24 protein-coding genes are annotated in these 22726 nt (G+C 32.2%); 1 reads left to right on the top strand and 23 read right to left on the bottom strand.

Annotation, left to right across the window (positions count from 1 at the left end; translation table 11 throughout):
• Positions 1–10: 10 nt before the first annotated feature.
• The 6 genes from rnc to BHU33_RS01700 form a co-directional block, all read right to left on the bottom strand.
• Entirely contained in the window at positions 11–739 is a 729-nt protein-coding gene (gene rnc, locus BHU33_RS01725) for a ribonuclease III (protein ID WP_056997617.1), read from the bottom strand.
• A gap of 59 nt (positions 740–798) precedes the next feature.
• Entirely contained in the window at positions 799–1056 is a 258-nt protein-coding gene (locus BHU33_RS01720; RefSeq protein WP_054646209.1) for an acyl carrier protein, read from the bottom strand.
• A gap of 30 nt (positions 1057–1086) precedes the next feature.
• On the bottom strand, positions 1087–2103 hold the full coding sequence (plsX, locus tag BHU33_RS01715) for a phosphate acyltransferase PlsX (protein WP_056997618.1): 1017 nt from the start codon (positions 2101–2103) through the stop codon (positions 1087–1089).
• An 11-nt stretch (positions 2104–2114) separates the two neighbouring features.
• Positions 2115–4145, bottom strand: a complete 2031-nt coding sequence (gene recG, locus BHU33_RS01710) for an ATP-dependent DNA helicase RecG (protein ID WP_056997619.1) — start codon at positions 4143–4145, stop codon at positions 2115–2117.
• 78 nt (positions 4146–4223) lie between these two features.
• Positions 4224–5921, bottom strand: a complete 1698-nt coding sequence (locus tag BHU33_RS01705; protein ID WP_054646210.1) for a DAK2 domain-containing protein — start codon at positions 5919–5921, stop codon at positions 4224–4226.
• A 32-nt stretch (positions 5922–5953) separates the two neighbouring features.
• Positions 5954–6316: an Asp23/Gls24 family envelope stress response protein gene (locus BHU33_RS01700; RefSeq protein ID WP_056997620.1), complete on the bottom strand. Its 363-nt coding sequence runs from the start codon at positions 6314–6316 to the stop codon at positions 5954–5956.
• A 186-nt stretch (positions 6317–6502) separates the two neighbouring features.
• On the opposite strand from BHU33_RS01700, the gene rpmB reads away from it, so the two are divergent.
• The gene (gene rpmB, locus BHU33_RS01695) at positions 6503–6688 is read left to right on the top strand and encodes a 50S ribosomal protein L28 (RefSeq protein ID WP_054646212.1); all 186 of its coding nucleotides are present in this window, start codon (positions 6503–6505) and stop codon (positions 6686–6688) included.
• 64 nt (positions 6689–6752) lie between these two features.
• Here rpmB and BHU33_RS01690 read toward each other — a convergent pair whose 3' ends face one another.
• From BHU33_RS01690 to BHU33_RS01610, 17 genes are all read right to left on the bottom strand, one after another.
• Positions 6753–7400, bottom strand: coding sequence for a thiamine diphosphokinase (locus BHU33_RS01690; protein WP_054646213.1), 648 nt, complete (start codon positions 7398–7400; stop codon positions 6753–6755).
• 2 nt (positions 7401–7402) lie between these two features.
• The gene (rpe, locus tag BHU33_RS01685; RefSeq protein WP_054646214.1) at positions 7403–8062 is read right to left on the bottom strand and encodes a ribulose-phosphate 3-epimerase; all 660 of its coding nucleotides are present in this window, start codon (positions 8060–8062) and stop codon (positions 7403–7405) included.
• A gap of 2 nt (positions 8063–8064) precedes the next feature.
• Positions 8065–8964 (bottom strand): ribosome small subunit-dependent GTPase A, encoded by a 900-nt coding sequence (gene rsgA / locus BHU33_RS01680; protein ID WP_056997621.1) that lies wholly within the window; start codon positions 8962–8964, stop codon positions 8065–8067.
• A 9-nt stretch (positions 8965–8973) separates the two neighbouring features.
• Positions 8974–10311, bottom strand: coding sequence for a 16S rRNA (cytosine(967)-C(5))-methyltransferase RsmB (gene rsmB / locus BHU33_RS01675; protein ID WP_054646363.1), 1338 nt, complete (start codon positions 10309–10311; stop codon positions 8974–8976).
• Positions 10301–11245, bottom strand: a complete 945-nt coding sequence (gene fmt / locus BHU33_RS01670) for a methionyl-tRNA formyltransferase (RefSeq protein WP_103422780.1) — start codon at positions 11243–11245, stop codon at positions 10301–10303. The genes rsmB and fmt overlap by 11 nt, the downstream gene beginning before the upstream one ends.
• A gap of 10 nt (positions 11246–11255) precedes the next feature.
• Positions 11256–13661, bottom strand: a complete 2406-nt coding sequence (gene priA / locus BHU33_RS01665) for a primosomal protein N' (protein WP_056997622.1) — start codon at positions 13659–13661, stop codon at positions 11256–11258.
• A 16-nt stretch (positions 13662–13677) separates the two neighbouring features.
• Complete coding sequence (gene coaBC / locus BHU33_RS01660; RefSeq protein ID WP_056997623.1) at positions 13678–14877, bottom strand: bifunctional phosphopantothenoylcysteine decarboxylase/phosphopantothenate--cysteine ligase CoaBC; 1200 nt, start codon at positions 14875–14877, stop codon at positions 13678–13680.
• Positions 14878–14982: 105 nt separating this feature from the next.
• Positions 14983–15183, bottom strand: a complete 201-nt coding sequence (gene rpoZ, locus BHU33_RS01655) for a DNA-directed RNA polymerase subunit omega (protein ID WP_054646215.1) — start codon at positions 15181–15183, stop codon at positions 14983–14985.
• A complete protein-coding gene (gene gmk / locus BHU33_RS01650) occupies positions 15180–15797 on the bottom strand; it encodes a guanylate kinase (protein WP_056997624.1) in 618 nt (205 codons plus the stop codon). Before gmk ends, rpoZ begins: the two co-directional genes overlap by 4 nt.
• 82 nt (positions 15798–15879) lie before the next feature.
• Positions 15880–17583 carry a DNA repair protein RecN gene (gene recN, locus BHU33_RS01645; RefSeq protein ID WP_056997625.1) on the bottom strand — a complete coding sequence of 568 codons (1704 nt, stop codon included), beginning with the start codon at positions 17581–17583 and terminating at the stop codon, positions 15880–15882.
• An 18-nt stretch (positions 17584–17601) separates the two neighbouring features.
• On the bottom strand, positions 17602–18420 hold the full coding sequence (locus BHU33_RS01640) for a TlyA family RNA methyltransferase (protein WP_054646216.1): 819 nt from the start codon (positions 18418–18420) through the stop codon (positions 17602–17604).
• Positions 18421–18432: 12 nt separating this feature from the next.
• Entirely contained in the window at positions 18433–19299 is an 867-nt protein-coding gene (locus tag BHU33_RS01635) for a polyprenyl synthetase family protein (protein ID WP_054646217.1), read from the bottom strand.
• Positions 19300–19584, bottom strand: coding sequence for an exodeoxyribonuclease VII small subunit (locus tag BHU33_RS01630; RefSeq protein WP_054646218.1), 285 nt, complete (start codon positions 19582–19584; stop codon positions 19300–19302).
• Between the two features lies 1 nt (position 19585).
• A complete protein-coding gene (gene xseA, locus BHU33_RS01625) occupies positions 19586–20932 on the bottom strand; it encodes an exodeoxyribonuclease VII large subunit (protein WP_054646219.1) in 1347 nt (448 codons plus the stop codon).
• Positions 20929–21786 carry a bifunctional 5,10-methylenetetrahydrofolate dehydrogenase/5,10-methenyltetrahydrofolate cyclohydrolase gene (locus BHU33_RS01620; RefSeq protein WP_054646220.1) on the bottom strand — a complete coding sequence of 286 codons (858 nt, stop codon included), beginning with the start codon at positions 21784–21786 and terminating at the stop codon, positions 20929–20931. The genes xseA and BHU33_RS01620 overlap by 4 nt, the downstream gene beginning before the upstream one ends.
• A gap of 97 nt (positions 21787–21883) precedes the next feature.
• Complete coding sequence (gene nusB, locus BHU33_RS01615) at positions 21884–22282, bottom strand: transcription antitermination factor NusB (RefSeq protein ID WP_054646221.1); 399 nt, start codon at positions 22280–22282, stop codon at positions 21884–21886.
• Complete coding sequence (locus tag BHU33_RS01610; RefSeq protein ID WP_054646222.1) at positions 22272–22709, bottom strand: Asp23/Gls24 family envelope stress response protein; 438 nt, start codon at positions 22707–22709, stop codon at positions 22272–22274. Before BHU33_RS01610 ends, nusB begins: the two co-directional genes overlap by 11 nt.
• Positions 22710–22726 lie beyond the last annotated feature (17 nt).

The following is a 22726-nucleotide window of genomic DNA, read 5'->3' as shown; positions in this document are numbered from 1 at the left end:
ATCCTCGCTTTTACTGCAATTTTTGATCTTTAATGCCTAATTTATTTAAAGCAACTTTAGCAGCAGCTTGTTCGGCATTTTTTTTGGCATGTCCTTCTCCCACACCTAACTCTTGATTATCAACATAAACAGCTACTTTAAATTGACGATCATTGTCAGGACCATCTTCATCTAAAACCTTATAGTCAATATTAACAGGTCCATTAATTTGAATTGCTTCTTGAAGCTCAGTCTTATGATCAAAAAACTCATCAAACCAACCTTCGTCGAGTTTAGGGAAAATAACTAAATTACAAAAATGCTTAACCGTTTCAATACCTTGATCAAGATAAACAGCTCCAATAAAAGATTCAAATATATCGCAAAGTAAAGAATCACGGTTTCTAGCTCCAACTTTTTCTTCTCCTCTTCCTAAACGAATATATTTATCAAAATGACATTCACGAGCAAACCGACTAAAACTATGTCGATTAACCATGGCAGCACGTAGTCTAGAGAGACGGCCTTGTGGCATATCTGGGTATCTTTTAAAGATATAATTGGAAACTACTAATTGATAAACTGCATCTCCCAAAAATTCTAAGCGTTCATAAAATTTTAAATCTTGATCTGGATGTTCATTTACATATGAAGCTTGTGTAAATGCTTCATCTAATAAAGCTTCATTTTTAAATTTAACGTTATATCTATCTGCTAAAATATCATCAAATTCTTTTTGCAACTTAAAAACCTCCAACATATTTATCTTACAGTATAGCATTAAATTAAAAACTCCATCTTAATTGATGGAGTTTTTAATCATTTTTTTCTTTTTTTGTTAGTACTTTCAACAATTACATTGACTAAATCATTAACAGTTTGAATTCTTTCTGCTGCGTCATTTGGAATCACATCGCCAAATTCATCTTCAATTTCAACAATAAACTTGGCTAAATCAACAAAATCAGCTCCAAGATCCTTATTGAAATCAGTTTTAGGTGAAACTAAGGCGGCATCAACATTAAATTGATTGCAAACAGTCTGGACTACGCTCAAAAAAACTTTTTTATCATCCATTAAAAAAACTCCTATCAACATTTAATCTAATTAATCATTTTTCTCAGTATTATTAAAAAAATTTTCAACTTCTTCAACATAACCTGAGGTAACAATTTCATTTGCATGGAATAGACAATTTTTAATCATTTCAGGATTACTGTTACCGTGACCTTTAACTACTGGAGCTTTTAAACCTAAAAGAACTGCCCCACCATATTTAGTATAATCCATTTTTTGAGCAATTTTTTTCAGAGTATCCTTTAAAAAAAACGCTCCCATTTTACTTTTAATTCCGCCATTTTTAATTCCATCTTTTAGCATATCAATAACGGCTAAAGCACTACCTTCTGTTGATTTCAAAACAGCATTACCTGTAAATCCATCTGTAACAGCTACATCCGTAATACCGTTTAATAATCCACGCGGTTCAATATTTCCAATAAAATTAATGTCCCCATTATCACTCATTGATTGCAATGCTTGATGCATCTTTTGATGGATAATATTTCCTTTATCATCTTCGGTTCCATTGTTTATTAAGCCAATTTTCGGATTGTCTACTTTTCTAACATTTTTTGAATAAAATTTTCCTAATAAAGCATACTGGCAAATATTATTAACTTTAGCATCTGCATTCGCTCCAAAATCAATCATAGTAAATCCAGTATCATTATTAATTACAGGCATCGTAACCGTTAGTCCTGGTCTATCAATTGATTTTATTCTACCAATGATTAACAGACCAGCTACCATGACTGCTCCAGTACTACCAGCAGATACAAATGCGTCTGCTTCCCCATCTTTTACAGCTTTAGCAGCCAACACTAAACTTGAATTTTTCTTTTTTTTAACCGCTCTAACTGGTTCATCATCCATAGTAATTACTTCATCAGTATGAACAATTGTTATATTTTTATTATCTTTTAAAAGTGGTTGAATTTGTTTTTTATCTCCAAATAGTAAAAATTCAATCTTACTATTTTCATTTCGTGCCAATTCTACACCTTCAATTATTGATTGAGGTGCATTATCTCCACCCATCGCATCAACTGCAAGCTTAACCATTAGATAACTCCTTAATCAAATGATGTATTATTATTTATTGCATTCAAACGCTCGACAAGATTTTTATTTTTTGCGAGTTGCTGCCAATTGTCTTCATCTGTAACTCTTGTAGCAACATTTTTAGCAGCACTAAGAATATTAACATCAGAAATTGGATCACCAACTTTAAAATTAGGAATACCAGATTGCTGTTTTCCTAAAATATCACCTGGTCCTCTTAATTCTAAATCTTTTTGTGAAATAAAGAAACCATCAGTTGAAGAGCTCATTACATTCATTCGCTCAATCCCAGTTTTGTTTTTAGGATCAGCAATTAAAATACAATATGATTGTTGTTGACCACGTCCCACTCTTCCACGTAATTGATGCAACTGTGCAAGTCCAAAATGATCGGCATCAAAAATCACCATTACGCTTGCATTTGAAACATCTACACCTACTTCAATTACAGTAGTAGAAATTAATATTTGAGTCTTATTTTTTTTGAAATCATCCATAACTTGATTCTTATCTTCATCATTCATTTGACCATGCAACAAACCAACTTGGTAAGTCGGTGAAAATGTCTGTTCAAATTTTTCATAAGTATCAGTTACATTTCTCATATCAACAGAATCGGATTCATCAATTAAAGGAACCACTACATAAGCTTGCTCATGATTTTTGAGATGTTTTTTTAGGAAGTTTAACATTAATCTTACTTGGTTATTTTTAATCCAGGTTGTTTTAATTGGTTTTCTTCCACCTGGAAGTTCATCAATCACTGAAATATCCATTTCACCATATGTCGTAATTGATAATGTTCTAGGAATCGGAGTAGCTGTCATGGATAACACATTGGTAGCAGCTCCTTTTTCACGCATTTTACGACGTTGATTAACCCCAAATCGATGTTGTTCATCAATTACTGCTAAACCTAAGTCATGATATTGAACGGTATCCTGGAATAAGGCATGCGTCCCCACAATTAAATTGATTTTTCCATCTTTAATTCTAGGTAGTAATTGTTTTCTAGCAGAATTAGGAGTGTCTCCGGTTAATAAAGCAATATTAATATCTGTATCTTTAAATAGTTTGGCTAAACTATTAGCATGTTGTTCAGCTAGTATTTCTGTTGGTGCTAGCATCACTGCTTGTTTATGAGACAAAACAGTAGCTAAAATGGCAAGAGCTGCCACTACTGTTTTTCCACTACCCACATCACCTTGTAGCAGGCGATTCATCTGATATGGGCGATGTAAATCGTACAATATTTCATTAACTACTTTATCTTGTGCTGCAGTTAATTCATACGGAAGTTTGTCAATGAAAGGCATTAAAGTTAATTTATCACTCATTATCTTAGCTTTTTCACTTTTTTGTTTCTGACCTTTAACGGTCTGAAGACGCATTTGGAACAAAAAAAATTCATTAAATTTAGCTGTTCTACGAGCACCCTTTACATCGGCTTGTGATTTTGGAAAATGCATTGTTTTAATAACATTTTTTAGATTTTCAAGTCTATATTTTTTTATAATCCAATTGGGAACAAAGTCTTCAATTACATCCTGATATTCAGAATATGCTTGTTCAATAATCTGCTTTAAACTTTTTTGAGTAATTTTACTATTTACAGAATATATTGAATTATAACCTTGATTTTTAGTTTCATTAATTATTTTAATTCCAGACATTGTTTTTCGATTAGAATCAAATTTTCCGTAGACTAAAATTTCTTGACCCACAATTAAATTTTTTTTCAGCCAAGGTTGGTTAAAAAAAGAAATCGGAATAACATCATTACCAACTAATAATCTAATAATCAAACGATTGCGTCGCTTTCCAAAATAGTTGACTGTTGGTTCAACCGCAATTTTTCCTTTTAAAGTGACTGTTTGCTGATCCTGTAGTTGACTTAAATCTTTCATTCTAAAGTCATCATAACGAAACGGAAAATAATTTAATAAATCAAAAATTGTTTTAATATTTAAATCAAATAAATCTTCCTGTTTTTTAGGACCAACTCCTTTTAGTTTACTAATAGGATCATCTAGGTTTTTCAATTTAGTTCACCTCCTATACTAAAAAACTGTTAATCCAATTTTGAATTAACAGCTATTTAATATTAATTTAATTTATTATTATTCTACCGAAATAATAAGTGGATAAACAGGCTGATTTCCTTCATGAATTTCAATTTCAAGATCTGCATCAATTGCCAATGCAGCTTGTTCAATTTTATCGGCATCAGTTTGGGAAGCCCCGTCACCAAAAATAATAGTTACATTTTCACTATCTTCGTCAAGCATTGATTTAAGCATATTAATTGTAGTATCATCAAGGTTTTCGCCTATAACATCAATAGTTCCATCAACAATTCCCATAAAGCTACCCTTTTTGATATCTAAACCATTAATTTTAGTATCTCTTACAGCTGCAGTAACTTGTCCACTTTTTACAGTATTTAAAGAATCATCCATTTCAGCTTGATTCTCTTCCAAACTATTTTCCGGATTATACGAAAACATAGCAGTTAATCCTTGAGGAACGGTCTTACTGTGAACTACTTTCATTGGAATATCAGTTAATTTTTCAGCTTGTTCAGCCGCAAGAAAAATATTTTTGTTATTTGGCAATACAATTGCTTGTTTAGCATTTGAATTATTAACAGATTTAACAATATCTTCAGTACTTGGATTCATTGTTTGTCCACCACTGATAATGTTAGTAACACCTAAACTTTTGAATAAATCTTCAAGTCCTTTACCAGCAACCACAGACACAATAGCTAAGTCCTTTGGTTCAGCAGCAACATCATCAACTGGTTGTTCTTCAATTTCTTCATCATTTTCCATGATATTTTCTTGTTGAGCTCGCATGTTATCAATTTTAATGTTAATTAAATCACCAAACTGCTGTCCCCAACCTAAAACTTTCCCAGGTTGTTCCGTATGAATATGGACTTTAGCGACTTCATCATCATTAATTACTAATAATGAATCACCCAAAGGAGCAAGGTAATTATAAAATTCATCATATTCAAACGACTTCTTAGCTTCCTTACCTTTGCCAAATCGAACTGTCATTTGTGTACAATAACCATACACAATACTTGCAGGATCCAATTGTCCTTGGGCACTTTCATGATGATCTTCGTTAACCATTTGATCCATCTTATTTGACTCAACATTAAACTTTGATCTTTTATCGTTCGAAGGTTGACGACCATTTAAAATGTCTGCAAAAGCTTCAAAAACAAAGGTTAAGCCTTGTCCACCAGAATCAACTACCCCAACTTGTTTTAAAACTGGAAGTAAATCAGGTGTTTTTTTCAATGCGTCTTGAGCACCTTTGGTAATAGCATCCATCACTTCAGCGACATTATCAGTTTTTTCAGATTCACGTTGTCCAGCATTTGCTGCATAGCGAACAACAGTTAAAATTGTACCTTCAGTTGGTTTCATTACAGATTTATAAGCTGTTTTAGCCCCTGCTGTAATTGCATTAGATAATTCTTTAGCTGTTAAATCTGTCTTTCCCTCGACATCTTTAGAAAAACCACGAAAAATTTGAGAAAGAATTACTCCAGAATTACCTCGAGCTCCCATTAACAATCCTTTTGCTAATGCAGAAGCTTTTTCACCAATAGTTTTACTATTAGATTGTTTTACATACTTAGCTCCACTAGCAAAAGATAAGCTCATATTAGTACCAGTGTCACCATCTGGTACAGGAAAAACATTTAAAGAATTAATAAAATCTGCATTATTTTTTAGTACGACCGATGCAGCCTGAACCATTTGGTCGAACTCTTTAGTAGTAATCTTAGTTACTGGCACTATTATTCAATCTCCCTTTCAATTCAAAATAATTAATCGATAATCACCTTAACGCCTTGAACGATAACATTAACCGCGTCAGCTGTAACACCGAGCATTGATTGTAAATTATATTTTACTTTATCCTGAACAGTTCGTGAGACTTCCGATATTTTAGTTCCGTAACTCACAATGATATTAACATCTACTTCAATTTGATCATCAACTTGACGTACAACAACTCCACGTGAGTAAGCATCTCTACGTAAAATTTCATTCATATTATCTTTTAATTGATTTTTACTGGCCATACCCACAACTCCGTAATTATCAGTTGCCGCACCGCCGACTACTGTAGCAATTACGTCATTATCAATATCTATTGACCCATATTGGGTATTCATTTTTACTGCCATCGTATGCATCTCCTTATTTTAACGAGCTAATAACGATACTATATAATAACATATAGAAACCCAAATCCAAAATTTTTGGGTGTAAAGCAAAATTACTTGAAAGAACAATTGCATTTATAGCTTATTTATGCTAACCTATCATTATAGCTTATTTACGCTTTAATGCATTTTAAAGGAGGGATTTTCATGGCTAAAGATCAATTATCAGGAAAGAGAACTCATTTTGGTAACCGTCGTTCTCATGCCTTAAACGCTTCAAGAAGAAGTTGGAAGCCAAACCTACAAAAAGTTCGTATTTTAGTAGATGGTAAACCAAAACGTGTTTGGTTAAGTGCAAGAACCTTAAAATCTGGTAAGTTCAAACGTGTATAATTACAAATATTTTAATTAATTAATTAAAAAAAGAGAGCAGCCACAAATATGGCTGCTCTCTTTTTTAATCGGAACTTTGGATAACCATTAGAATCCCACTATCAAATGAAAATGTGGCATGATTTCCAATAAATTCATTACTTGAAAAAGACACCGGAAACTTAATTTCATAATTATTTAATTTATATTTTTCGTCTGGAAGTGTTAATTTAGTTTTTTCTAATGAAACAAAATCTAAATATTTCATTCCTGAGATCTTTGTAATTTGATACTTTCCAGGTAAAAAGAAATTAACAAAATTATGTCGATCAATTAAAGTTATTTTCTCGGCCACAGATTTAATTGGATCTTTATATACCATCAACAAGTTTGTCATCAGTTGATCTAATCTTCCACCCGAAAAACCATAAACGTTAATTTGATAATTAGGAAAGTGTTTAAGTACATATCTAATTCCTAACTCTGTATCCGTTTCATCTTTGATTGGATTTGAACAATAAACATTCGAAACATTTTTTTTAATTTGTTGTAATTCAACTGATGAAACTGAATCAAAATCCCCTACAGCTGCAATCGGTTTGATTCCCATTTCCAAAAGGCTTAATGCCCCTCGGTCAACTCCAACAAAAGGACCTTTTATTTTTGTATCTGACTTTAAATCAGTAGGCCATTCTGTTTTAGGACCACCTACTAATAAATTAACTACTTTCATAATTAGAAATTAGTTGCCTCTCTAATCGCATTAATTCTAGCTGCGGGATCTTCAGCATCAAATACATAAGAACCAGCTACAGCTACATTAGCACCAGCTTCATATGCCTTAACAACTGTCTTATTGTTAACTCCACCATCAATTTCAATATCGTAATTATAATTATCATGTTCATTTCTTAAACGATCTAGCTGCTTAATCTTTCCAATAGTTTCTGGTATAAACTTTTGTCCGCCAAATCCTGGGTTTACTGTCATTACTAATACTTGATCAATCATGTAAAGAATTGGTTTGATTAAGCTAACTGGAGTTCCTGGGTTAATTACTACTTCTGCTTTTACGCCTTTAGCTTTAATCATTTGTAAAGCACGATGAATATGTTGGGTGGCTTCTACGTGCACACCAATGATATCTGCACCATTATCAGCAAAAACATCGATGTATCTTTCTGGATTTTCAATCATTAAATGGCAATCTAATTCCATTTTAGTTATTGGTCGAATTGCTTTTACCCATCCAGGTCCATAGGAAATAGAAGGAACAAACATTCCGTCCATAATATCAATATGTAAAATTTCTGCACCGGCTTTATCAACTTCTTCAATTGATTTTTGCAGATTTACATAATCAGCACTTAAAATTGATGGCGCAACCTTAATCATAATTATTTTCCCCTTTTTTTGTTATAAATTGGTTTTTGATTTTTTACAACTTCATATTGTTTTAGATAATTTTCATACCTACTAGCTAAGATTGTACCATTTTTAACACCCATTTTCACTGCACAACCAGGTTCATTAATGTGCAAACATTCTCTAAATTTACAATTATCAGCAACCTTTTCAAAGTCTGGATAATAATTTTTTAATTCATTCGCTTTAAGATCATTGGCATCAAATGTAGAAAATCCAGGGGTGTCAGCCACCAGTCCATCGTTAATATTTAACAATGATACTTTTCTAGTAGTATGTTTTCCCCGACTAAGTGCTTTTGAAACTTCTCCTGTTTTTAAATTTAAATTTGAATCAATTTTATTTAGCAAAGTAGACTTCCCTGCCCCAGTTTGACCTAAAACAACGGTTTGTTTCCCTTTCAAAGATTCAAATATTTTTTTCAATTGATGACCATCAGTAGAGGGTAATATGACTTTGTATCCAACCTTTTGCTCATAATCGGACGCAATCTTTTTGAAATTTATTAATTGTCCCTCATCTAACAAATCAGTTTTCGTAAAATAAATCAATGGAACAATTTTTTCTTGTTCTAAAGCCACTAATTCTTTATCAAGCAATCTTGTAGAAAAATCAGGTTGAACAGCTGATACAACAACAATTGCTTGATTAGTATTAGAGATTGGCGGACGGACCAACACATTAAATCTGGGCATAATTTCTAAAATATATCCTTCGTTTTCATTAGTAATATCAAATTTAACCTTATCACCAACTAACGGCTTTATTTGAAGTTTACGAAAATTACCTCGAGCCCGAGTTCGAAAAATTTTTCCGTCTGAATAAACATCATAAAAACCACTTAAAGATTGATAAATTTTACCTTCACGCACACTATCCACCTATTTAACCTTTTTAAAACCAGAAATAAAGAATCCATCAGAACCATAATCATCAGGAAATATCTTTAAATAATCTTCTGGACGATCTGGCTTCAAATTCATTTTAGTTTCCACTCTAATCGGTGCAAAATTATGATGTTCATTTAAAAACTTTGTTACATTAGCTGAATTTTCTTGATTAATAATTGAACAAGTACTGAACACCAATTGACCACCAACCTTCAATTTAGGTGCAACAGCATCTAAAATTTGTGATTGAATCCTACTTAAACTTTCAACATCTCTAATTGATTTATCATAACGAATTTCAGGTTTTCTACGGATTAATCCCATACCAGTACAAGGAGCATCAACTAAAATTTTATCAAAGGTTTCATCATTAAATAATTTATCTAATTTACGGGAGTCACAAGCATGAACCTCAATCTGATTAGCAACTCCCATTCTTTCAGCATTTTTTTTAATTAAATTTAACTTATTTTCATGTAAATCTAATGCTTCAACTTTTCCAGTAGTGAGATATTCAGCGATTTGCGTAGTTTTCCCACCAGGGGCAGCACACGCATCCAAAATATAATCATCACTAGCAATCTGCATTGATTGAACTGGCAACATTGCACTTTCATCTTGAATTGTAAAAAGTCCGTCTTTAAATAAATCAGTATGGGCAGCATTTCCATTTGAAACAACTAAAGCATTAGCAGCTACCTTACTTGATTCAACTTCAAACCCTTTTTCTTCTAACATTTTAGTTAAAGAAGATGGATTGGTGCTTTTAATATTAACTCGTAGTGACTGATTAGCAGGTTCATTAATTGATTCTAAAATCTTTTCCGTTTTTTCTTTACCTAATTGATTATTCAGTTGTTCAATAATCCAAACTGGGACGCTAAATTTTATAGATAAATATTCTGTTTTATCTTTTATATCATCTAAGCTAGGAAGACCATCACGATTAATTTTATGTAAAATCCCTGTTACTAATCGTCGAATCCCATCATGTCCCCTCGCTTTATCAATTTCAATTGACTCATCAAAAATTGCACGATTAGGAACTTTATCAAGATATACCATTTGATAAATTGCAGTATATAACAATTCTTTAACCCATGGTTTTAATTTATCAGGATGTTTTACCATCTTCTGAATGTAATATTCAAAAGTTAAGCGATGCTGAATAACTCCATAAACAATCGTTGTAAATAAGCGCACATCTTTTTCATTCATATTAGTTGAATCAATCACATTATTAATTTGTAAGTTGGAGTATGCACCATTAGAAACACGTTCTAAAGTTTTTACAGCCAAATATCGAGGGTTACTAGTATTATTTTTCATCAATAAATTGATCTCCTATTTTTATGTCCTGCTTGCCATTCAAGAAATCAGTAATTGATTTCTTGGGTTTGCCGGAAGGCTGAATTTCATTAACTTGAATAACTGTCTGATTTCCAGCAGCCAGTTGCAATGTGTGCTTATCTTTATACACTATTTGACCTGGTTCAAGCGTAGTTTTCTTATCAACTACTTCTGTATCCCAAAATTTAAAGCGCTTTCCAGCAACATATGCATAGGCAGTTGGATCTGGTCTTAAAGCCCTAATCTTGCAATCAATTGCAAAAGCTGTCTGATTAAAATCAAGTTTTTCCTCAGAACGCTTAATTGTTGGAGAAAAAACTACTTGAGATTCATCTTGCTTAATTGGATTAATATCATTAGAAGCAATTTTAGGTAAAGTATCTAATAATAAATCACGACCAACAATACTTAACTTATTAAACATTGTTTCTGTATCATCAGTTTCAGTGATTGCAACTGCCTGTTGAGCAATTATATCCCCTGCATCCATTCCTTTAACCATATACATAATTGTAATTCCGGTTTCTTTATCACCATTCATAATGGCGTATTGGACAGGAGCACCACCACGATACTTTGGTAATAATGAACCATGAACATTGACTGCAGCAATCTGAGCAGCATTTAACAATTTAGTTGGCAAAAATTGCCCATAAGCTGCTGTGATAATAAAATCCGGTTGCATCTCAATTACAGATTGCATTTCTTCACTACCACTTAATTTTTCTGGTTGTAGAACTTTCAAATTTAAGTCATTAGCCGCTTGTTTTACTGGAGATGCACTAATTTTCTTTTTTCTACCAACTGGACGGTCTGGTTGCGTTACCACCGCCAAAATATCATATTTCTCATTTAATGCCTTTAAAATTGGAACACTAAAAGATGGTGTTCCCATAAAAACAATTTTTTTCAAATTATTCCTCCTACATGAAGTTAACTGGTTCTGGATCAATTGCAATTCTCAGGCCTTTTCTAATTTCTTTTTGTGAAACCTGTTGCACATGTTTTAAGGCCTGATCTAAATTTTGATCCCGCTTATATTTGATAATGATTTGATAATAATACCTACTTTTAACACGAGCAATTGGTCTAGGAGTAGGTCCTAAAATAATTGTATCTTTTTCTAAATTTCCTTTTAAATAATTAGATACTTGATACGCTTCTTTAGCTGCTTGATGTTCAGACAGTGAGCTAATAGTCACTTTTATCGTAAAATAATAAGGTGCATAATCTGCTAAATGACGAAGCTCCATCTCTTTTTGAAAAAATTTTTCATAATTTTGTGTGCTTGCTAATTTAATTGCATAATTATCAGGATTGAAAGTTTGAATGATAACTTTTCCATTTTTATCAGAACGACCTGCTCGTCCAGAAACTTGCGTCAGCAAATCAAATGTCCTTTCGCTCGCCCGAAAATTAGGAAGGTCGAGCCCAGTGTCAGCATTTAAAACTCCAACTAACGTAACATCTGGAAAATCAAGTCCTTTAGCAATCATTTGTGTTCCTAATAATACATTAGCTTCATGATTACCAAATTTACGTAAAATATTTTCATGTGCTCCTTTACGTTTAGTTGTATCCACATCCATTCGCAATATTTTAGCTTCGGGAATTAATTTTTCTAACTGTTGTGCTGCTCTTTCGGTCCCAGTCCCAAAATAACGAATATTTTTACTATGACAAACTGGACATATATTCGGAATTGCTTCTTCAAAGCCACAATAATGACATTTCATGGTATGAGAATCTAAATGCATCGTAAGGGAAATATCGCAATTAGGACACATTAAAACGTGACCACAATCTCGACATAACATAAATGAAGAAAATCCACGACGATTTAACATTAAAACAACTTGGTTACCTTGATTAATTGTTTGCTTAAGATCATTTAATAACTCTGTTGAAAAGATGTCGCCGTGTTTTTCAATTTCTTGTGTCATATCAACAATAGTTACTTGAGGTAAACTTTGTTGATTAATTCGATTGGGAAGCAAAATCAAATCATAAACGCCTTTTTCAGCTCTTGCCCGTGACTCTAAAGATGGAGTTGCACTACCAAGGATGACAGGACAATGATGATAAGCAGCCCTCCAAATTGCAACATCTCTAGTATGATAGCGAGGATTATCGTCTTGTTTATAACTAGCATCATGTTCTTCATCTAAAATTATTAACCCAATGTTTTTTAATGGCGCAAAAATAGCTGAACGAGCACCCACTACTACTTGTGCTTCTCCTTGATTAATTCGTCGCCATTCGTCATACTTTTCTCCATTTGAAAGGCCACTATGAATAATAGCAACTTGAGATCCAAATCTATTTTTAACCCGTCCTACCATTTGCGGCGTAAGTGCAATTTCTGGAACTAACATTAAAGCCTGTCGCTTATCATTTATGGCGTGTTGAATTGTTTGTAAATATACTTCTGTTTTCCCTGATCCAGTAACTCCTTCTAATAAAAAAACTCTATCATGATGTTGTGCAATTGCTCTATCGACTTTATTTACCGCGATTTGTTGGTCAGAATTGAGTTTTTTGGGTTTATTCAAAACAATTTGATGCTTATAAGGATTTCGATATTTTTCTACCCTGATTTTTTTAACAAATCCTTTTTTTACAAAATTATTAATAGCACTAATTGAGATTGCATTCTCATTTACAATTTTTCTTTGTATTAAAGGCTGGTCGGGAAATTTTTGTAATAGTTTTAACAATTTTATTTGAGCAGTAGCATTCTTAGAAATCTCTTGAGTAACTTCAGCAAAATCAGTTATTTGGTTTAAAATTGCTAATTCCGTTTTAGGTTTCGCCTTATTTTGTACATGATAAGTCATTTTAATTTGATTTCTTTTTTTTAAATCAGATAATTTTGCCATTTCAGCTTTTGAAAAATGATCCTCATCGAATGGAATAACTTGTTGCTTTTTAAATCGATTAGCTAACGACTTATCATCAATTTCCCCGATTAATTCAACCGTACTACTATATTCAGCTTTCATAACACTGGGTAACATAGTTAAAAGACAACTAATTTGAAATGAATAAGTCTTGTTTGCCATCCAGCTTGAAAGTTTAATTAATTCATTATTTAAAACTGGACTTAAATCCATGATACTAGAAATACTTTTCAAAGTAGTGGTTTTATCTTGCGCGAGATTACCAATTCCAACTACGAATCCCTCAACTTTTCGATTTCCATTACCAAACGGAACTACCACTCGCATTCCAGTTTCTAAGCGTCCTTTTAAATCATCAGGAATTAAATATGAATACGGTGTGTTTGTTTGCATTGTAGGAACATCAACAATCACATCTGCGACATTCATATTATCCCTCCCATCTTTAATCTTTGAAATTTGTAACTATAATATCCATTAATTCAGTTGCAATTTTATCTTTTGTTTCAACTTCCGTAGTTTTTTTAATACCATTATTAGAAATAAATGTAACCTGGTTTAAATCACTATTAAAACCAATTTTAGGATTAGAAACATCGTTTAAAACAATTAAGTCCAAATTTTTCTTTTTTAATTTAATTTTGGCATTCTTTTCTGGACTTTGAGTTTCAGCAGCAAATCCAACTACATATTGATTATTTTTTTTCAACTTACTAATTTCTTTTAAAATATCAGTTGTTTTTTCTAAAACCAAACTGATACTGTTTTCATCATCAAGTTTTTTAATTTTTTGTTTAGCAATTTTTTTAGGTTTAAAATCACTAACTGCCGCTGCCATTACTAACACATTATTTTTTTTAAATTCAGTTAAGATTTCTGTTTGCAATTCATCAACTGAATTAACTTTTATTATTTTCATACCTCTGGGATCAGGCAAACTAGAATTAGCACTGATTAATGTAACATTTGCACCTTGATCACGAGCAGCTTTTGCAATGGCGTAGCCCATTTTCCCAGATGAACGATTCGAAATAAACCGAACTGGATCAATTTGCTCCCTAGTTCCTCCAGCTGTCACTAAAAAGTTGAGATCTTTTAATTTATTTCCATCTGACATTTTAGCAATTACATGTTCCACAATATTTTTAGGATCAGGCATTCTTCCCTTGGCTGAATATCCTTCAGCTAGCATCCCAACATCGGAATCTATGACATCAACCCCGTTTTTTTGTAAAGTTGCAATATTTTTTTGGGTAGCATCATTTTTTAACATGATATCATTCATAGCAGGAACTACTATTTTCAAACTAGGAGTTGCTAAAAATACTGTTTGAGCAAAATTATCAGCAATTCCATTTGCAGCTTTAGCAATAAAATCAGCTGTTGCCGGCGCAACAATTGAAATGTCAGCCCATTGTGCTAATTCAATATGAGTAACTCTTTCCTCAATAAAATAACTTTCATCATCATAAACTTTGTGTTTAGAAAGCGTTTGAAAAGTTGTTTTTGAGACAAATTTTGTTGCAAACGGAGTCATAACAACTCTAACTTCTGCACCATTTTTTTGTAAAATTCGCATTAAATAAACTGCTTTATAGGCAGCAATACTCCCAGTTACATATAAAACAATTTTTTTACCGTTCATCTTTTCCTCCGCATTGCTTAATACAGTATTAATTATACATTAGTTCATCATCTAATTAATAAAAAGACCACCATGCACTTTGGCATAGTGGTCAAGTAATATAATCTAACTACCTGGTTCAATTTTAAGCACACCTGCAGCAATTTCTTCAAGTGCCATTCCAACTGATTTTGAATTTTTGTAATGGGCCAACATTGGTGCGGCCCCTTGATCTAATTCTTCTGCTCTTTTACTTGCAAGCATTACTAAAGAATAACGTGAATCAACAATTTCTAACAACTTGTCAATTGATGGATAAAGCATCAAATATCATCTCCTAAACTAGTTAAATAATCAGGCATAACTCTTTTAACCTTTAATCTTTCACTTTTTACAATATCTTTAATCTGAGAAACGGCATTATTAATTGTATCATTAACAACGGCATAATCATAATTCTGCATCATCCGTATCTCTTTGGATGCCTTTTGAATTCGTTTATTAATAATATCAATATTATCGGTTCCACGCCCTACTAATCGATTACGTAGTTCTTTAATATCAGGCGGTGTCAAGAAGATAAAAACTCCATCAGGGCAGTTAGCACGAACTTGTAAGGCCCCATTGACTTCAATTTCTAAAAATACATCATGTCCAGCATTAAGCTGATCGTTAACATATTTTAACGGTGTTCCGTAATAATTGTCAACGTATTTGGCATATTCCAACATTTCTCCATTTTTAATATGATCTTCAAATTCTTCTTTGGTTACGAAAAAATAATCAACACCATTTTTCTCACCATCACGAGGCTGACGCGTCGTCATTGAAATTGAATAGTTAAAATCTACTGTTGGATCTTCAAATAATGCTTTTCTAACCGTTCCCTTGCCAACACCTGATGGACCAGAAAGCACAATTAGCATTCCTCTTTTTGCCAATTAAATCGCTCCTCATTATTTATTATTATTACAATTATTATGACTTTTTTATAGTCGATAATCAATAGCAATTATCATTGACTCATACATTTGTTTCTTTTTCTTTATCAGCCAACTTTAATAATTCTTGAGCGTGTTCCAAAGTTAATTTTGTAACCGTGGTACCAGCTAGCATTCTAGCAAGTTCATTTACACGAGCTTCGCCTTTAATTAATTTGATGGTAGTTTCTGTTCGATGTTCTTTATCGATGTGTTTAGAAATATAATACTGATGGTCTGCCATAGCTGCAACTTGAGGTAAGTGTGTAATACATAAAGCCTGAGATTGAATGCTTATTCCATGAATTTTATCAGCGATAGCTTGTGCTACTCGACCAGAAACCCCAGTATCAACTTCATCAAAAATAATTGAAGTTATTCCTTGGAGTTTGGAAAAAATAGTTTTCAGCGCTAACATAATTCGAGACAGTTCTCCTCCAGATGCTATTTTTGAAAGCGGCTGCATTGATTCTCCAGGATTAGTACGAATATAAAACTCCACATTTTCAATTCCAAACCGATTAAATGTATCTTTAGACAAACTACTAAAACGAACTTCAAATTCTGTTTTATCCATATATAAATCAGCCAGCTGCTGGTGAATTTCTGCTTTTAATTTTTGTGCCCCATCATGACGAATACTTTTTAATTTTTTACCCAATTTATTTAATTGAAGAACACAATCAGCTAAATTTTTTTCTAAATCATTTCCAGTATTTTCTTCAATTTCCATTTCATGTAATTCACGAGAAATTTTTTCAAAATATTGTAAAATTTGACCGATTGAATCCCCATATTTATGTTTTAATTCGAAAATAGTATTTAAACGTGATTGAACTTCATTTAATCGATTCTCATCAAATTCTAAAGAATCTAACTGATTTGATATTTCACCAGTGGCATCTTGAAGCATATAGTATGCACCTTTAATATTCTCAGAAATTTTTTTGAAATCATCATCAAGACGTTCAATGTCTTCGATAGAACTCATTGCTTCACCAATCATATCAAGAGGGCTAACTGTTTCATTACCTTCAATGTTATTTAAACCATTACTAAGGCTTTCGTTAATAGTTTGAAAGTTATTAAGTCGATCTTTTTCTGAAATCAATTCTTCTTCTTCGCCATTTGTCAGCTCTGCTTTTTCAATTTCATCAACTTGATATTTAAGCATATCTAATCTTTGAGCCCATTCTTTTTCATTTTGATTCTTATTTTCCAATTGTTTTTTTAGTTTTAAATATTCTGTATATTTAGACTGGTATTTTTGTAAAACAGGCTTAATTTGATTACCAACAAATTCATCTAACAAATGCAAATGTTGATCACTTTGCATCAAAAGTTGGTGTTCGTTTTGTCCATAAATATCAACTAAAGTCTCTCCAACTTGTTTTAAAGTATTTGTATTTACTAACATGCCATTAATCCGACAAATATTACGACCGTTTCGATATAATTCACGTTGTAAAATTACATTATCATCACTATGGTCAATTCCATACTCATCAAGTTTCTGTTCGGTTAATCCACCTTTAGGAACTTGAAACAAGCCCTGTAACACTGATTTATTTGCTCCAGTACGAATAAAATGTTGGGAACCACGCCCACCAGCTAACAACCCAACTGCATCAATAATAATTGATTTCCCTGCACCTGTTTCTCCAGTTAAAACTGTCATTCCAGTTTCAAAATTAACTGATAAACGTTCAATAATTGCAAAATTTTTGATTGATATTTCTTTTAACAAAACATCACCTTCTACCTATCAATTATTTAAAGCTTTGTATGCTTGTTCTTGAACTGCATCAACTAAAACATTACTTTGTAACTGCGGATTATCTGTCGATTTTAAATGAATTAAAAATTCAACATTTCCTTCTCCACCTTTAATTGGCGAAAAATCTAAATTTAATACAGAAAATCCAGACTCGAGTGCAAAATTAATCACCTTTTCAATTACTTGATGATGGACATTACGATCTTTTACAATTCCATGTTTCCCAACATTTTCTCGTCCAGCTTCAAATTGAGGTTTAATTAATGCAACGACTTCCCCATTTGTTTTTAAAATGTTTTTTAAAGCCGGCAAAATTAAGTGAAGAGAAATAAATGATACATCAATAGATGCAAATTCTGGCAATCCCAATGTAAAATCAGCTGATTTGCTATATCTAAAATTAGTATTTTCCATTACTTCAACTCTTGGGTCATTTCGAAGTTTCCAAACTAACTGATTAGTCCCAACATCTAACGCGTAACTCATTTTAGCACCATTTTGTAACATTACATCGGTAAATCCACCTGTTGAAGAACCAATATCCAAAACAGTTTTATCTTTAACAGAAATCGCAAAACTCTTTAATGCTTTAGCAAGTTTTAAACCGCCCCGACTGACATAGGGCATTGCCTTTCCTTTTAAGTGAAGTTCAGTATCAACTGGAATTTTTACGCCCGGCTTATCTAAACGCTGTTCATTTTTGCCTAAAATTTCTCCAGCCATTACAGCACGTTTAGCTTGTTCTCGACTATCAAAAAGCCCTTGTTTAACTAATAAAACATCAATTCTTTCTTTTTCTTTTGCCATTTTAACCTTATCCTATATCTCAAAATATGAAAAAAATGAAGCTAATAAATCAACAAATTGACAATCATTTAATTCGTTTAAAGCATTTTTTCCATCTTCAATGGTAATGCGTAATTTTTGTTGTGCACCTTTCATTCCTAAAAGATTAACATAAGTATTTTTATTAGCGTCTTCATCAATTTCTGTCGAAGGATGATCTAATATATCATCATAAATTTGAAAAGCTAATCCAAAATTACAAGCAAATTTTGATAAAATTTGTTGATCTTCTTGATTAACATCAGCAATAATAGCACCTGCCATAATACAATAATGAAATAATTCGCCAGTCTTCTTTTGATCTAAATTCATTAATTGATTTAGATCAAGCTGTAAATTATCTGATGATACATCGATTACTTGTCCTGCTACCATACCATTTGGGCCAGCAGATTTAGATAACAAGTCAATCAATTTAATCCGTTTTTCAGAATTAATATTACTTTCAGCTATCCATTGAAAGGCTAACGTTAATAATCCATCACCTGCCAAAATTGCAATGTCGGTGCCAAATTTTTTGTGATTGGAAAGTCGTCCTCTTCGATAGTCACTATTATCCATTGCAGGAAGATCATCGTGAATTAAAGAATATGTATGCACTAATTCAACGGCAGAACTTAATTTAATGATTGATTCATCAATGGGAAAGGAAAATGCCTGCAACGTTGCTAATGTTAGTAACGGACGTAATCTTTTGCCACCAGCTAGTAAAGAATAATTCATTGACTGCTCTAAAATCTTTGCTGCGGTAGGATGTTGAATATTATTTTTTAAAACTTCATCAATTTTAGGGGTATATTGATTTTTAAATTTTTTTAATATTAATTTATTATTTTCCATTTAAAAAGGAGCAGCTCCATCTTCATTTCCGTCTGATTTCTGTTGTTTTAATTCTTCATATCCTTTATCACGCGTAAAGGGAACTTCGTCTCCATCAGAATTTACCATTTTAGCCAACGTGTTATCGGCATTTTGTAATGTTTTTTGCATTTCTTGACTTAATTTAACTCCGTTTTGAAATTCAGACAAAGCTTTTTTAAGTGGAACATTCCCACCTTGCAATTCTTGCACGATTTCATTTAATTTATCCATATTTTCTTCAAAAGTTGCTTTTTTTTCTGTCATATTATTTATCCTCTTTTGAATTTATATTTGTGACATTAGCGTTTATGTTTCCATCTTTAAATTCAATATTTAATTCTTCATCATTTTTAACATCTAACACAGATTTAATCAATTTACCATTTTTATTTTTTACCAAACTATAACCACGAGCCATAATTTTTAACGGACTTAAATGGTCGAGAGCTGCAACTTTTGAAACTAATAATTCATTTTTTTGCGACAAAATATTGTGTGTTTCTCGTTGCATAGTTTCAAACAAATAATCTAACTGTTTTAAATTTGATTGTACCAGATTATGCGGCGAAATACCTTTTAACTTTCCAACCAATAATTGAAGTTCGTTTTTATTAGTATTAATAATCTTTGAAAATTCGTTAAATAATTTTTCAGTTAAGATATCCTTTTGTTGCATATATGACTCATACAAACGTTCTGGATGTTTGAATATATAACTATTAAGTTGTTGATTAAGTTGCTGTCGCTTCATTTTAATAATATTAGAAGTTGCATTTTCTAATGCATTTTGATTATTTCGTATCTTTTCAATCACATCATTTAAAACCGGAGATGCAATTACCCCTGCTTGAGTAGGCGTAGATGCTCTAATATCAGCCACAAAATCAGCAATCGTATTGTCAGTCTGATGCCCAACTGATGAAATAATAGGGACATCACTATCATAAATTGCCCTTGCTACTTCTTCCTCGTTAAAAGGCCAAAGATCTTCAATTGACCCACCACCACGACCAATAATCATAGTGTCAAAACCACCAAGATCATTAACATGTTTAATTTGATTTACAATTTCCTTTGCAGCATTTTCCCCTTGAACTGCGGCTGGAAAAAGAACAATTTGAATTTTAGGATCTCTTTTTCTGACTGCATCAATAATATCACGAATTACAGCTCCACTTTGAGAAGTTACTACCGCAATTCGTTTTGGATAATTCGGAATAGCTTGTTTATGTTCTTGCTCAAATAAGCCTTCATCATATAGTTTCTTTTTTAATTGTTCATAAGCAACATAAAGATTTCCAACTCCATCTGGTTCCATTGAATCAACATATATTTGATATTGTCCACTTCGTGCGAATGTAGAAACTCTCCCAGTTATAAGAACTTTCATTCCTTCTTCTGGTTCAAATTTAATCTTTCCAAATTGACCCTTCCACATTACTGCACTAATAACTGATTTATCATCTTTAACACTAAAATATTGATGCCCTGGCCGTTTTCTCCAATTAGATAATTCTCCTGTCAAGTAAACTCGATTTAAATAGGGATCCTTATCAAATTTTTGGTTAATATATTGATTTAATGCCGTTACAGTTAAATAATCTCGTTTCATTCTACATGGCTCCATTCACACATTTCAACTGTTTGTTGCATCAGTGTAGCAATCGTCATTGGACCAACTCCTCCTGGGACAGGAGTAATAAAGCCAATATTTTTTGAATTCTGATCGTAACTTACATCTCCAACGAGTTTTCCATTTATATCCAAATTTTGTCCTGCGTCGATTACATAAGCTCCTGGTTTGAAATGATTGTCGTTTAAAGTATTAGCGTTTCCGACAGCAGAGATAACTAAGTCTGCTTTTTTAGTGTGCAAAGTAATATTTTCACTATGACTATGTAAACACGTCACGCTTGCATTAGCATTTAATAATAAAGCTAAAAGAGGTTTACCAACAATTGGGCTTCTGCCAATAACTACTACATTTGCACCATTTAAATTAACTTGATAAGCAGCTAGTAAAGTCATAATTCCTTTTGGAGTACAAGCTACCGGAAATTGTTCGTTAAGATTCAAAAATAATTTTCCAATATTTAATGGATGAAATCCATCTACATCTTTTTTAGGATCAATTGATTGAATAATATTTTGTTCATTAATATGACTAGGTAACGGTAACTGAACTAAAATTCCATTAATTTTTGGATCATGATTTAATTCATTAATTGATTTTATTAAATCTGTTTCACTGATATCGTTTTCAAAATGTTTCATTATTGAATAAATTCCCAAAGATCGAGCCTTCTTATCTTTCATACGAACATAACGTTCACTAGCCTGATCATGACCTACAATGATAACCGCAATTCCAGGAACAATTCCGCTTTTAGCTAATTTTTCAATATGTTGTTTGGTTATCTCATTTAAATGTTTCGCCTCTTTTTTACCGTCAATTATTTCGACCATTTAATCTCTCCTAATTACACTATTATTAATATTAGTTTAGCATACCACCAATTGGCAGATCTAAAAAATGATATAAAAAAAGAACCTTCATTAGGTTCTATTTCATAATTTTATCCAAAACAGCATTAATAAAATTAGTTGATTTATTATCACTGTATTTTTTAGTCATTTCCAATGCTTCGTTAATTGCAACTTTAGCAGGAACTTGATCAACAAAATCAATCTCATAAACTGCCATTTGCAATATTACTAAATCAGATTTATTTAGTCGTTTCAAACTCCATTTATTATCTAGGTTATCCTGAATTTTTTGATTGATTTCAGATTCATGATTTCTTACACCATTCACAAGCTCAATATAATAGCCTGGAACAGCTTCAATTTTACCTTCGGTTAAGTAATCAAAAAATGCTTCAGGATCAACATTTTCATTACTATCCATTGCAAAGAGAGTTTGAAATGCCAACTCTCTTATTTGATGTCTGTTAATTCTCACTGTTCTCTCCATCATTATCAAATAAACTATCTGTATCTACTTTAGGAGTCTTTTCAGGTACAATACCTTCTACGTGAACATTTACAGATCCAACATGAAGATCTGTCATGAAAAGTAGTTGTTGTCTAACTTGATCCTGAATCTGTAAGGCTACTTTAGGCACAGAAACACCATAATCTAGGTACACATAAACATAAACATCGAGTTTATTATTTTCGTCAAAAAGAAGTTTTACACCTTTGCTGCGTTCTTTTTTCCCAAACAACCCTTTAACACTTGAAGAGAAATTTCCACGCATTCTATTGACACCATCAACGTCAATAGTAGCAATTCCAGCAATAACTTCAATTACTCGAGGAGAAATTTTTATTTTACCTAAATCATCTTTTTTAATATCTAACGTAATAAATGGTTCAGCTGCTGCCATCTTATAACCTCCAACTC

This window comes from Fructilactobacillus lindneri DSM 20690 = JCM 11027, from assembly GCF_002907375.1.
Taxonomy (GTDB): domain Bacteria; phylum Bacillota; class Bacilli; order Lactobacillales; family Lactobacillaceae; genus Fructilactobacillus; species Fructilactobacillus lindneri.
Note: the sequence above shows the minus strand (reverse complement) of the source record. Positions and strands in the feature narration are given on the sequence as shown.